The 12,573-nt window shown below is 75.6% G+C and carries 10 protein-coding genes; 6 read left to right on the top strand and 4 right to left on the bottom strand.

The window, feature by feature from the left end; all coding sequences use genetic code 11:
• Nucleotides 1-62: 62 nt before the first annotated feature.
• Entirely contained in the window at nt 63-269 is a 207-nt protein-coding gene (locus AC5R91_RS31135; protein ID WP_495394848.1) for a putative RiPP precursor, read from the bottom strand.
• Between the two features lie 661 nt (nt 270-930).
• On the opposite strand from AC5R91_RS31135, the gene AC5R91_RS31130 reads away from it, so the two are divergent.
• Nucleotides 931-2,136, top strand: a complete 1,206-nt coding sequence (locus AC5R91_RS31130; RefSeq protein WP_495394847.1) for an aminotransferase-like domain-containing protein — start codon at nt 931-933, stop codon at nt 2,134-2,136.
• Between the two features lie 90 nt (nt 2,137-2,226).
• Here AC5R91_RS31130 and ddaH read toward each other — a convergent pair whose 3' ends face one another.
• Nucleotides 2,227-3,054, bottom strand: a complete 828-nt coding sequence (gene ddaH / locus AC5R91_RS31125; RefSeq protein ID WP_495394846.1) for a dimethylargininase — start codon at nt 3,052-3,054, stop codon at nt 2,227-2,229.
• A 269-nt stretch (nt 3,055-3,323) separates the two neighbouring features.
• On the opposite strand from ddaH, the gene AC5R91_RS31120 reads away from it, so the two are divergent.
• From AC5R91_RS31120 to AC5R91_RS31105, 4 genes are all read left to right on the top strand, one after another.
• A complete protein-coding gene (locus AC5R91_RS31120) occupies nt 3,324-4,304 on the top strand; it encodes a siderophore-interacting protein (protein ID WP_495394845.1) in 981 nt (326 codons plus the stop codon).
• A complete protein-coding gene (locus AC5R91_RS31115) occupies nt 4,301-5,263 on the top strand; it encodes an ABC transporter ATP-binding protein (protein WP_495394844.1) in 963 nt (320 codons plus the stop codon). The genes AC5R91_RS31120 and AC5R91_RS31115 overlap by 4 nt, the downstream gene beginning before the upstream one ends.
• Nucleotides 5,264-5,450: 187 nt before the next feature.
• The gene (locus AC5R91_RS31110) at nt 5,451-5,708 is read left to right on the top strand and encodes a GlsB/YeaQ/YmgE family stress response membrane protein (protein WP_495398097.1); all 258 of its coding nucleotides are present in this window, start codon (nt 5,451-5,453) and stop codon (nt 5,706-5,708) included.
• 573 nt (nt 5,709-6,281) lie between these two features.
• Nucleotides 6,282-8,618 (top strand): serine/threonine-protein kinase, encoded by a 2,337-nt coding sequence (locus AC5R91_RS31105; RefSeq protein ID WP_495394843.1) that lies wholly within the window; start codon nt 6,282-6,284, stop codon nt 8,616-8,618.
• 51 nt (nt 8,619-8,669) lie between these two features.
• On the opposite strand, the gene AC5R91_RS31100 is transcribed toward AC5R91_RS31105, so the two are convergent.
• Nucleotides 8,670-9,785, bottom strand: coding sequence for a glutamate ABC transporter substrate-binding protein (locus tag AC5R91_RS31100; protein ID WP_495394842.1), 1,116 nt, complete (start codon nt 9,783-9,785; stop codon nt 8,670-8,672).
• Nucleotides 9,782-11,506, bottom strand: a complete 1,725-nt coding sequence (locus AC5R91_RS31095; protein WP_495394841.1) for a GlnX family signal transduction membrane protein — start codon at nt 11,504-11,506, stop codon at nt 9,782-9,784. The genes AC5R91_RS31100 and AC5R91_RS31095 overlap by 4 nt, the downstream gene beginning before the upstream one ends.
• 357 nt (nt 11,507-11,863) lie before the next feature.
• On the opposite strand from AC5R91_RS31095, the gene AC5R91_RS31090 reads away from it, so the two are divergent.
• A complete protein-coding gene (locus AC5R91_RS31090; RefSeq protein ID WP_495394840.1) occupies nt 11,864-12,529 on the top strand; it encodes an HD domain-containing protein in 666 nt (221 codons plus the stop codon).
• Nucleotides 12,530-12,573: the final 44 nt, after the last annotated feature.

Genomic DNA, 12,573 nt, shown 5'->3' with positions numbered 1-12,573 from the left:
ACTACCGGCGACGGCCTGGCCGGCCGAGGGACTGCCGCAGGTCGCGGCGAGTCAGCCGAGGGCTACCAGCCCCAACCGCCCCAGCCACCCCAACCGCCCCAGCCGCCTCCGCCGCCTCCGCGGCCCCAGCGGCTCCAACCCCAGCCACCCCAGCCACCCCAGCTGCTCCAGCCGCCGCCCCAGCCGCCGACGAAGAAGCCGACGAAACCGGTCGCCTGCCGGAACGATCCCTGGGCCTGCAGGGCCGGTGCCTCATATGTAGCCTTCATGCCGGGTTTCCCCCCGTCTGCACTCGGATACTTTCTCTCGGGCATGCCCGGCCCTCGGTGTTCCTCGTTCAAGGCCGGATACACGACCTTCGACCGAGCAAATTCCATTGTGCTACTTCCGGGTCCATTGGGGGTTCATCGACGGTTCGTTGCGGCCGGTCGCAATGGCTTCTGCGGATCTCGCCGCGCCGGCCGCCCCGAGGCGCCCGGCGGGCCCGCCGGGCGCCTCGGGGCGGCCGGGAGCCGGGACGGACGGGGCGACGGGTGGGCCGGCGGGGTTGTTACCATGGAGAAGTCCAGTATCTGGGAGATCCAGTCCACATGGTGGGATACCCAGATGGTGGGATACCTAGCGGGAGAGGCCCCCTGAGGGGACACCCCCGTCGGTGTCCCCGGCGGGCCGAGACAGTCGGCCGGCGTCGGGGACCCTGACGGCCCGTCCGCCGCCGCGACCCGGCCTGGCGGGCGGGCCGTCGACCCCGACACCCGCCATCCCGCCGCCCCCGCGACCACCCGCGCAGTCGACCGGGCGGCGGTTCGACCGCACGCCCGCGGTCGGATCACGGCCGACGCCGATGGCAACCCGGCGCAGGCTGGGGCGCCCGCCCCCACCGTCACCCTGCCGCGCCCACCCGTCCGCAGAAGGAATCGAGAAGCCGCCATGACGACCGCCGCCGCCCCGCCGCAGCTCGCCGCCCGAGCCCGCGCGGTGCGCACCTCCCCGGTGCGCGAGATCCTCGCCCTGACCGCCCGGCCGGAGGTGATCTCCTTCGCCGGCGGTCTGCCGGCCCCCAAGCTGATCGACGCCGACGGCATCCGGCGCGCCTACGACCAGGTGCTCACCGACGAGCCGCGGCGGGTGCTGCAGTACTCCACCACCGAGGGGGACCCCGACCTGCGGACGGCGATCGCCGCGCGCCTGGCCCGGCGCGGCCTGCCGACCGAGCCCGACCACCTGCTGGTCACCACCGGTTCCCAGCAGGCCCTGACGCTGCTCGCCGCCGCCCTGCTCGAGCCCGGGGACGCCGTCGTGGTGGAGGACCCGACCTACCTCGCCGTGCTGCAGTGCTTCGGCTTCGCCGGGGCCCGGGTGCTCGCGGCCCCCACCGACGACCAGGGGATCATCCCCGACCGGCTGGCCGACCTCGTCGCCCGGGAGCGCCCCCGGCTGCTGTACCTGGTGCCCACGTTCCAGAACCCCACCGGACGCACCTTGGCCGCGGACCGCCGCCGCGCCGTCGCCGAGGTCGCCGCCCGGCAGGGCCTGTGGATCGTCGAGGACGACCCGTACGGCGAGCTGCGCTACGAGGGGACGGCGCAGCCGTGGATCGCCTCGTACGCCGCCGCGGCCGACCGCACGGTGCTGCTCGGCAGCTTCTCCAAGACCATGGCTCCGGGCATGCGACTGGGCTGGCTGCGCGCGCCGGCGGCGCTGCGGCGCGCCTGCGTGATCGCCAAGCAGGCCGCGGACCTGCACACCTCGACCGTCGACCAGGCGGCCGCCGCCCGCTACCTGGCCGAGGCCGACCCCGACGCCCACATCGCCCGCATGTGCGCGGTGTACCGGGAGCGGCGCGACGCGATGCTCGACGGGCTCGCCGCGGCGCTGCCGGCCGGCAGCTCCTGGAACCGGCCCGAGGGCGGCATGTTCGTCTGGGCTCGGCTGCCCGCCGGTTACGACGCCACCGCCCTGCTGCCCACTGTGGTCGCCCACGACGTGGCCTACGTCCCCGGCGCCCCGTTCTTCGCCGGCGCGCCGGACCCGGCGGCGCTGCGACTGTCGTTCACCACGCACGCGCCCGCGCGGATCGCCGAGGGGATGGCCCGCCTCGCCCGCGCCCTCGGCGGCCAGGCCGCGACCGGGTGAGGACACCCCCGCCCCACCGGGCGCGGGCGGGGCGGGTGGCGGGGCGGGTGCCGGCCAACCGGACACCCGTGCTGCGGCGCGTGCCCGCGCTCAGGCGCGGATCTCCAGGGTGGCGCACTTGATTCCGCCGCCGCCGCGGCGCAGCTCGTCGAACTCGATCCCGATCGGCTCGAACCCTCGGTCGCGCAGCTCGGCGGCGAACCCCTCGGCGGCGGCGGAGAGCACCACGTGCCGCCCGTCGCTGACGGCGTTGAGCCCGAACACCGCCGCGTCGGCCTCGCTCACCCTGATCGCGTCCGGGAACAGGGTGGCGAGCAGCCGGCGGGCGGCCTCGTCGAAGGCCGCCGGCAGGTAGGCGACGAGATCATCGTCGAGGACGCACAGCGCGGTGTCGAGATGGTAGAAACGCGGGTCCACCAGGGTCAGCGAGTGCACCGGGCGGCGCAGGACGCGCGCCGCCTCGACATGCGCGGCCGGCTCCGACCGGAACCCGGTGCCGGCCAGGATCATCTCGCCGACAGGCAGGAAGTCGCCCTCGCCCTCGTTGCAGAACGCCGGGCGGTGCACCCCGTCCGGGGCCAGTCTCACCAGTCGTCGCAGGTAGGGCTCCTGCTCGCCGCGCCGTTCGGGATGGCGGAACCGGACCCCGAGCGCCCGGCCGCCGACGACGAGCCCGCCGTTGGCCGCGTAGACCATGTCGGGCAGGCCCGGCAGCGGATCGATCAGCTCGACGGTGTGCCCGAGGTCGCGGTACAGCGCACGCAGCGTCTCCCACTGCGCGCAGGCCCGCGCGGTGTCGACCGGGCGGTGCGGGTCCATCCACGGGTTGATGGCGTAGCGGACGTCGAAGTAGGTCGGCCGGCACATCAGGTACCGGCGCGCGCGGGCCCGGCGGCCCCCGGCACACGACGACGTCATCGGCGACTCCCGGGACCGACAGGTGCACTGTCCACCGCCCGACTCAACGCGCCATACCCCGGGGCCGTTCCGCCGGCCGGATCGGTTCGCGGGTTGAGTGAGCACGGGGGCCGGAGGAACGGAGCGACCCCCATTCGGGCTAGGCAAGTAGGTTCGTCCGGAGTGGTCGCCGCTGTGCGCGACCGCACGGTCGCCGCGCCGGTCGTGGCGCCGGGGCACGCGGACCCCCGTCCGATCCCCCGCGGTCAGGAAGGCAGGACACGAGGGCGATGTCGACCTCCGAACCGGAACCGTCCGGTCCCGCCACCCCCGGCGCGCCGGGCTCGCGACGCACCCGCCCCGCCCCGCGGCGCCTACAGGTCGTCCGGGTGGCCCCGCTGGCGGACGACATGGTCACCGTGACCCTCGGCGGCCCCGCACTGGCCGGGTTCGCCCTGCCCCGGCCCGCGCATCACCTCAAGATCTTCCTTCCGGTCGACGGGCAGCGGGAGCCGACCGTCCCGGCCTGGGGACCGGACGGGCGGCCGGTCTTCCCGGCGGGGCAGCCCCGCCCGGTGGTCCGGACCTACACTCCGCGACGGTTCGACCCTGACGCCCTTGAGCTGGACGTCGAGATGCTGCTGCACGCGGGGGGCCCGGCCGGGCGGTGGGCGGCCGTGGCCCGGCCCGGGGACCATCTCGCCATCGCCGGTCCGGGGGGTGGCTACGAGGTCCCCACCGGCGCGGCCCATCACCTGCTCGCCGCCGACGAGACCGGCCTGCCGGCGCTGGCGACGATCCTCGAGCGGCTGCCCTCGCCGGAACGCGTCACGGTGCTGGCGGAGGTCCGCGACGCGGGGCGCCGCCGCGACCTGCCGGTCGACGCGGCGGCCACGGTCACCTGGCTGCACCGCGGCACGCGGGTCGCCGGCGAGCTGCTCGCCGAGTCCGTCGCGGCGGCGGCCCTGCCGGCGGGCACGGCGGCCTGGGTCGCCTGTGAGGCCTCGGCGGTGCGCCGGATCCGCCGCCAGCTACTCGGCTCCGGACTGGACCGCAGCCAGATCTCGACCCGCGGCTACTGGCGGCTGGGAGCGGCGGACCATCCCGACCACGACTTCGGTGAGGTGGACCTCGCCGACGTCGCCCGGGGCGGCGGGGGCCGCGGGGACCGGCTGCGTGGCACGCTCGGGCCGCTGAAGAACCGCGCCCGCAACGCCGCCCGGGAGGTGCGTGCCGCGATGCGCGATCGCGGCGACGGTCGGACCCGATGACCACGGCCGACGCACCGCTGAACGGCGGCGTCCCCGCCAGCGGCGCCCTGACCAGCCGCCTCCCGACCAGCCGCCTCCCGACCAGCGGCGCCCTGACCGGCGGCGCCCTGACCGGCGCGGCGCCGGCACCCCGGTCGGCTGTCGACGCCGCGAACGGCCCGAGGTCGGGACCGCCGGTGCTTCGCTGCGCGGGCGTAGCCCTGGTGCGCGAGGGCCGGGAGCTGCTCGCCGACGTCGATCTGACGGTCCGTCCCGGCGAGCACTGGGCCCTGCTCGGCGCGAACGGGGCGGGCAAGAGCACTCTGCTCGGCCTGTGCGCCGCGGTGCGCCACCCCACCCGCGGCAGCGTGGACGTCCTCGGGCACCGGCTGGGCCAGGTCGACGTCCGGACGCTGCGGGGCTGGATCGGGCACGTCGACCCCCGCCATCCGCTGCGTTCGCCACTGTCCGTCGAGGAGGTCGTGCTGACCGGGGCGACCGGCTCGATCGAGCTCGTTCCCCGTTGGCAGCCCACCGAGGCGCAGCGGCGGCGGGTGGCGGAGCTGCTCGGGCTGCTGGGCATCGCCGCGATCCGGCACGCACGCTGGCCGACCCTGTCCCAGGGCGAACGGGGGCGGACGCTGATCGCGCGGGCGCTCGTGCCCCGGCCGCGGCTGCTGCTGCTCGACGAGCCGGCGACGGGCCTCGACGTCGCGGCCCGCGAACGGCTGCTGACCAGCGTCGAGACGCTGGCCGGGGAGTTCGGCGAGCTGGCGAGCGTCCTGGTGACCCACCACCTGGAGGATCTGCCGGTCACGACGACCCATGCCATGCTGCTGCGCGCCGGGCGGGCGCTGGCGACCGGCCGGGCGGACGACGTGCTGACCACCGAGCTGGTCAGCACCTGCTTCGACCATCCGATCGCGGTCCGCCGGCAGGACGGCCGGTGGTCGGCCCGCGCGCCGCGCCGTACGGGGTGACCAAAAGGTTCGACCTCACTTACCCGTGGGCGTCCGGGAACCTTTTGCGAAATCGGCCAGTTTGACGGGAGCCGCACCGGGGATACAACCCGCGATCATCCCGGCGAACAGGAAAGCGGCGCACCCCGGCACCGCCGCCGGCCACGGCAAAATTGCGGAGGCTCTCGTGCTCTGGTTCATCCTCACCATGATTCTGCTTGGGCTCGTCGCTGGCGCGGTCGCCCGCCTGGTGGTTCCGGGTCGCGATGCGATGAGCATTCCGGCGACGATTGTCCTGGGCCTTGTCGGTTCCTTCATCGGTGGTTTCCTCGGTTACCTCCTGTTCGGCCATGACTTCGACGAGGGTGCGTTCCAGCCCTCCGGGCTGATCGGCTCCATCATCGGTGCGATCATCGCGCTGCTGATCTACCGGGCCGTGCACAACCGTCGGCCGGTGCACCACTGACCTCCGCTGAGCCTGCGCCCGGCGACCCGCCCATCAGCGGCGTCGCTCGGGTCCGGGAGCTGCTTCGAGGGCCGACCGGGCAATCCGGTCGGCCCTCGGGCGTGTGCGGGGTCGACGGCGGGCGATTCCCCGCGCCCGGTGCGGCCGTCGCCGTCCTGGCGCAGCGGCCGCCGATTCCGGCCGGCCGGGGCCGCCGCCCGGAAGACGCGCCGCCGGGAAGCCGGGCCCTTGGTCCCGGCGCACGGTTCGTCGGGCGCCCGGCCGGAATCCGGGTGATGCGGTGGGTATCCCACCGGTCCCGGTTTTGTTCACCGCCACACCCCACGCGCGTAACCGTGCAAACACCGGGCGAGCTCCGGCCGACGAAGCGGGACATGCCCGGGTCACAGTCCAGAAGGCCGTCAGCATACGGCCGACCTCTGGGGCACGGTCGGGCCGCCACGGTCGAACCATCCGTGTCAGGAGTAAAGGGAGCTCCACCACGACGGACGGACGGGCCCATGGCAGGCTGACGGCACGGGCACGGCACGGCAGCGCCCCAGCCGGGCCGCGGACGTCGACGGAGAGGCACGCATGGCGGAGGACGACGCGACGCTGCCCGACGGGGACCATCGCGAGGATCGGTCGGACTCGCTGGGGGACGGCCGTACCGGCGGCGCGGCCGGGTCCGCCCGGTGGCTCGAGCCGACCGAGCCCACCCGGGCTCGCTTCACCGGTTCGCCCCGGCCCGGAGACGGCGACGAGGACGGCCGCGAGCGGGCCGTCGACGCCGGTGCGGTGCCGGTCCCACGGACGATCTCCTCCCCCCGCCGGGGCCCCGCGCCCGGTGTTCCTCGCGACCCGCTGCGGCTGCCCCGCCGGATCGGGCCACCGCTCGGTGCCACCCCACCGCTGCTGGAGGCGCCGAGCGTGCCCGTGGGGCTGCGGGAGTGTGCCGGATGCGGCGCGCCGGTGGCCCGTCCGGGCCAGTCGGGAACGGTCGCGCTCGAGGGCACGTGCGGGGGGTGCGGCCACCGCTACTCGTTCACCGTCAAGCTGCGCCCCGGCGAACGCGTCGGCCGGTACACCGTGCACGGTGTGATCGCCCACGGCGGCCTCGGTTGGGTGTACGCGGCCACGGACGACAATCTGGGCGGCGACGACGTACAGGCCTGGGTGGTGCTCAAGGGCCTGCTCGACGCGGCCAACCCGGAGGCCCGGCGGATCGCGGAGGGCGAGCGCCGCATCCTCACCACGGTGTCCCACCCGGCGATCGTGAAGATCCTCGACTACGTCACCCACGAGGGCGAGGACTACATCGTGATGGAGTACGTGCCCGGGGTCTCCCTGACCGGGCTGGCCGACACCGGGCCGCCCGGTCCGGACGGGCGGCCCGCCCCACCACCCCCCGCGGACGTGCTGCGCTATCTGCTGCGGGTGCTGCCCGCGCTGGGCCACCTGCACCGGATGGGCCTGGTCTACTGCGACTTCAAGCCGGACAACGTGATGGTCACCGCGTCCGGGGTGAAGCTCATCGACCTCGGCGGGGCCCGCCGCCTGGACGACATGGTCTCCGGTTACCTGTCCACACCGGGCTATCGCGCGCCCGAGCTCGACGACGACGGCGAACGCCCCGGCGGCGTCGAGCGGGCCGCGCCGTCGGTGACGACGGACACCTTCGCCGTCGCCCGGACCCTGGCCCGGCTCGTCCTCGGCCGCTTCCCCGGGTTCGTCGACGCCTACCGGCACGTGCTGCCCCCGCGACGCGCCCACCTGCCGCTGCGGGAGTTCGAGTCGCTGGACCGGCTGCTGCGCCGGGCCACCGCGACCGACCCGCAGCGGCGCTTCCAGAGCGTCACCGAACTGGCCGACGAGCTGGTCGGCGTGCTCTACGAGATCGTCGCCCGGACGGAGGGGCCGGTTCCACCGCTGGCGAGCCGATGGTTCGACGCGACCGGGCATCCCACCGGGGAGGCCGGCCCGGCCGGACCCCCCGCCGCCTGGGAGGTGCTGCCGGACCTGCGGGTCGATCAGGACGACCCGCGTGCGCCGGCGCTGACCGCCGGCCCGGAGGAGGACCCGGCGGCGCTCGCCGCCCGGCTGGCCGCGATCGTCCCGGTGACCACGGAGGTGCGTCTGGCGCTGGCCCGGGCGAGAATCCGCGCCGGGCAGCTCGGCGAGGCGGCCCGCGCCCTGGACACCGCGGCCGCGGCGGCCCCCCGCGAGTGGCGCATCGACTGGTACCGCGGGCTGGCCGCCCTGGTCGCGCGGCGGCCGGGGCTGGCCGCGGCGGCCTTCGACCGGGTGTACTCGCAGGTTCCCGGGGAGCTCGCCCCCCGTCTCGCCCTTGCGACGGCCCTCGCCGACGTGGCGGCCACCGCCGGCTCCGCACGGGAGCGCCAGGCGGCCCGGGAGCGCGCGGGAGAGCTGTTCGACGTCGTCGGCGCCATCGACCCCGGCGTCACCAGCGCCGCGTTCGGGCTGGCGCGGTGCCGGACCGACCCGACCAGCAAGATCGACGCCTACCAGCGGGTGCCCCGCTCCTCCTCCGCCTACACGGCGTCGCGGGCGCGGATGATCGGCGTCCTGGTCGCCCGCGTCCCCGGGACGGACTCCCCGGCGGCCGGGTCCGCGGCGCTGCTGCGGGCCGCGGCGCTGCTGGCCGACCCCCTGCTCGACCTCGGTGAACGACGCCGCGCCGAGCTGCGCCGCGACATCTTCACCGCCGCCCTGGCCTTGGTCCCCGCGGGCCACCCACCGCCCGACTCGCCGCGGTCCCCGACCCTGCTCGGTCGGGCCATGGTCGAGCGGGAGCTGAGGTTCGGGCTGGCCGAGACCTACCGGGAGATGGCCCGGCTGACCCCCGATCGGGCCAGCCGGGTCCGGCTCGTCGACCGGGCGAACCACGCCCGCCCCCGCACGCTCCTCTGACCCTCCGACCCGCCCGGCCGATCCGGGTGCCCGGCCCGGCGCCCGCCGGGCTCAGGGGGTGTCGGCAACGGCCAGCGGCGGCCGGCCGGGGACGCGCAACCCGGGACGCAGCCACTCATCGTACAGCCGTGACCAGGTGCCGTCAAGCATGATCTGCCGCAGCACCCCGTTGACGAACGCGACGAACCCGTCGTCCCCCGCGCTGTCCCCGGTGATCGGCATCGCGATGCCGTAGGGCTCGTCGAGCCGCCCGCCGGCCGCGAACGCCGCCCCGAACGCCTGCGGGCCGAGCACCGTCGTGTACGGGTCCTGGGCGGCGAGCCCGGCGAGTAGGACGTCGTCGCCGACGATCGCGTCGACGTCGCCGTGCTGGAGGGCGACCAGGCAGTCGGCGATGCGGGAGCGGGTCACCACGCGCGGGGCGGGCGCCGGCAGCCGCACGAGCTTCTCGCTGGCCGTGCTGCCCGCCGACGTGCACACCGGCCGGCCGGCGAGGTCCGCGATGCCGGTGAAGCCCGCCTCCTGGCGGACCAGCAGCCGCAGCGTCGATTCGTAGTAGACGCTGGAGAACCGGACCTGCCGCTTGCGCTCGCAGGTGATGGTCATCGTCGCGACGAGCATGTCGACCATGTTGGATCGCAGCAGGTCCTCCCGCTCCGACGTGGTGACCGCCCGGAACTGGATGTGGTCGTCGACGTCGTCCGATCCGAAGATCGCCGCGGCGACGGCGCGGGCGATGCCGACGTCGAACCCCTCCAGCCGCAGGGTGCGCCAGTTCATCAGCCCCGCGGGCGGTGCGTCGGTGACGATGCCGACCCGCAGGTAGCCCCGGTCCTGGGCGATCGCACGCATCCGGCTGCCGGCCGGCATGCGACCCGGTGCCGGCATCGGGTCCAGCGGCGGCAGTGTCGAGCGCACCGGCCGGCCGTCCTGGCGGCAGGTGCCGTCCGGATTGACCGCCCCGGCCGGCGCCGGCGTCGGCTCGGCCGGCGGCGCCGGGGAACGCGGCAGCGGGCCGGCCTCGATCGGCAGCGGGCTGCGCGCCGTGCTGCAGCCGGCACTGCCCAGCAGGGCCAGGCAGCAGGCGAGCCCCGCGGCGACCAGCCGGGCACCCCGGCGCAGGCGAGCACGGCGGCGCAGGCGGGCGGCGCCGTCGCGGGGGCTCAAAGGAACTCCCGCAGTCGCGGCCACATGCCGGCCGCGGCGGCGACGATGGCGGCGAGCACGAGGGCCGGGCCGGCCAGCCGCAGGGCCCGCAGGGCGTCGGCGGCCCGGCGCACGTCGCCCTCGAACCGACCGCGGGCGGTGTCGACGGCCATGTCCAGCTTGCCGAGGAAACGGGTGAACGCGGCCGTGCTCGGCCCGAGGGTGCGGGTGACGGCCTCGCCGAACGTGTCGGACGAGCGCGCATCCCCACCGGCGGACGAGCCGACGTCCCCGGGTCCGTGGGCGGCGGCCACGACCGAGTCGGGCGAGGAGGCCAGCAGCCGCACCACGGAGTCGCGCACCCGCAGCCAGGAACGCAGGTCCGCCTCCAACCCGGGTGGCAGGTCGGCACCCTGACGGCTGTCGAGAGCCACGACGAGGGACCCGCGGCGGGTGACCGGTTCGGGCGGCAGCCGGTCACCGGCCGAGTCGAAGCCCAGCCCCCGGGTCACCCAGGCGAAGTGCTCGTCGAAGCGGACGCCGTTACCCAACGCGGTCAGCGACAGGTTCTCGTCGACCCGGGCCTCCAGGGCGAGGGTCTTCGACCGCGTGAGCAGCGTCATCTGCCGATAGCCGGCATCGCGCGCGGTGTCCAGACGGGTCTGCTGGGTGCCGAACGCCACCGCCGTCCACACGACCGCCGCCAGCACCGCGCCGGTCGCGACCACCAGGCCCGGGTTGATCAACCGGTTCGTGCGACGTACCAGCAGCAACTGCACGCCGACCAGCGAGCCCAGCGCGAAGCCGGCGGTGATCACGATGGCCCACTCCCCCTGCGAACCGGTCGCCCGCTGGTAGGCGAGGTCGACGGCGGCGGCGTAGCGGGCGACGAGGACCTCGGTCGAGGGGAGGATCTCGGTGCGCATCATCGTCGAGGCGGCCCGCAGGTTGGCCTCGCCCACGGACAGGCCCGCGCGGTTGTTCGCCCGGGCCCGCTCCACCATCCCGTTGTAGACGGGAATGCCCTGGGCCAGCAGGTCCAGGGGGCACGCCGCGGACGCCCCGCCCCCCGACGACCCCCCCGACGAGCCGCCCGCCGCGCCCCCGGCTCCCGCGGCGCCGAGCCCGCCCGCCGGTCGCACACCGCCGGACGCATCCGCACCCCCCGGGTCGGACCAGGGTGGTTCCATCCCGCCGGCCTGGTCCGACCCGTCGACCGGCCCGTCCGGGGCGATCAGAAGGTCGTTGTCGACGTCGCCGTCCCCCGCCGCGGCGACCGGATCGGGAGCGGCCGCATCTGGGACGAGGGGCCCGAGCCGGGGATCGGGATCCGTGGCGCACAGCCTCGGGTCGAGGCGGCGCAGGTCGAGGACGTCGCGGGCCGCCTCGGCCACGCTCGCCTCGAAGGGCTGACCGGCCTTGATCCCGTCGTAGCGGGTCCGCAGCTCCGCCGCCGGCTCACCCTTGTCGACCAGCAGTTCGACGGGGGCGAACAGCTCGGCGGCTGCGGCGGCGTCGGCCTGGGACAGCGCGGCACGCAGCTCCTGGGCCGTGGCCAGCGCTCGCCCCTGCCGGGTGACCAGGTCGTCGGTGGCGTCGAGACGGTGGGCGACGACACCGCGCAGGGTCAGCCCGAACAGGGCCAGTGCGACGACGAGCACGCCGAGCAGCCCGACCAGCCGCACGCCGGCATCGCAGCGCGCGGCGACGGTGCGCGCCAGCCGCGCGGCCCGGAGGAGCAAGCCCGGGCCGGGCGGGACCGGCGCCCCGGACGCCCTACCCTCGCGCCCTCGCCGGACGCCCCCGCGGCGCCCGGAATCCGGCCCTCCGCTGGGAGCAGGCGGCGGCGACGCTACAACCGTCACGGTCACCGAGCGTATACGTATCCCACGGATCCCGTTACCTCACGCGGTGATTTCACCCGACCCGAGCCGGCGAGGCGCCATGCCCGGTCGTCCGTCCCGTCCGTCCCGTCCGTCCCGTCCGTTCCGTACGTCCTGTCCGTCTGGGAGGATCGGTCGAGCCCATGCCCCCCGACCAGGCGGCGCCGCGTCGGGCGGCGGCCGTGGCGGGGCACCGGGGAAGGAGCAGGCAGCGACGTGTCGACGATCCCATCCCCCGTCCGCGACGAGCCCGCGGGTCCGACGGGACGGCCGGTCGAGCCGCCCCCGGGGATCACCGACGCGCGCCTCGCCCGGCAGATCGCCTTCCTGCTGGAGATCGACCAGCTCAAGTCGGTGCTGCGGCAGAGCCACCTGATCGACCGGTCCCGCCGGGAGAACGACGCCGAGCACTCCTGGCATCTGGCGATGCTCGCCGTCGTCCTCGGCGAGTATGCGGCGGCGGAGGTCGACCAGGCGCGCGTCGTCCGGATGCTGCTGATCCACGATCTGGTGGAGGTCTACGCGGGCGACACGTTCCTGTACGACACGCAGGCCGCGGCCGGCCAGGCCGAACGCGAGCGTGCCGCCGCCGATCGGCTGTTCCCGCAGCTTCCCGGTGACCAGGCGAGCGAACTGCGGGCGCTGTGGGACGAGTTCGAGGCGCGGCGCACCCCCGACTCCCGGTTCGCCCGGGCGCTCGACCGGGTGCAGCCGCTGCTGCTGAACTTCTACACCGGCGGGAGCACCTGGCGCCCGCACGGGGTGACCAGGGCGGACGTGCTGACCCACCGGACGACCATCGAGGACGGTTCCCCGGCGCTGTGGGAGTACGTCCGAGTCATGATCGACGAAGCGGTGCGCCGCGGGTACCTGCCTGCCTGAGGGCCCACCCGCGCCGCGGCCGGGCAGCCCGCTCGGAAGCGGCC

This window comes from Frankia sp. BMG5.60, assembly GCF_059428125.1.
The sequence above is the reverse complement of the archived record's forward strand: the minus strand, read 5'-3'. Positions and strand labels throughout refer to the sequence as shown.

Excerpts from the sequence above, each read along its gene's own strand:
- AC5R91_RS31135 (WP_495394848.1), bottom strand. The coding sequence starts at position 269 with ATGAAGGCTACATATGAGGCACCGGCCCTGCAGGCCCAGGGATCGTTC.
- AC5R91_RS31130 (WP_495394847.1), top strand. The coding sequence starts at position 931 with ATGACGACCGCCGCCGCCCCGCCGCAGCTCGCCGCCCGAGCCCGCGCG.
- ddaH (WP_495394846.1), bottom strand. The coding sequence starts at position 3,054 with ATGACGTCGTCGTGTGCCGGGGGCCGCCGGGCCCGCGCGCGCCGGTAC.
- AC5R91_RS31120 (WP_495394845.1), top strand. The coding sequence starts at position 3,324 with ATGTCGACCTCCGAACCGGAACCGTCCGGTCCCGCCACCCCCGGCGCG.
- AC5R91_RS31115 (WP_495394844.1), top strand. The coding sequence starts at position 4,301 with ATGACCACGGCCGACGCACCGCTGAACGGCGGCGTCCCCGCCAGCGGC.
- AC5R91_RS31110 (WP_495398097.1), top strand. The coding sequence starts at position 5,451 with ATGATTCTGCTTGGGCTCGTCGCTGGCGCGGTCGCCCGCCTGGTGGTT.
- AC5R91_RS31105 (WP_495394843.1), top strand. The coding sequence starts at position 6,282 with ATGGCGGAGGACGACGCGACGCTGCCCGACGGGGACCATCGCGAGGAT.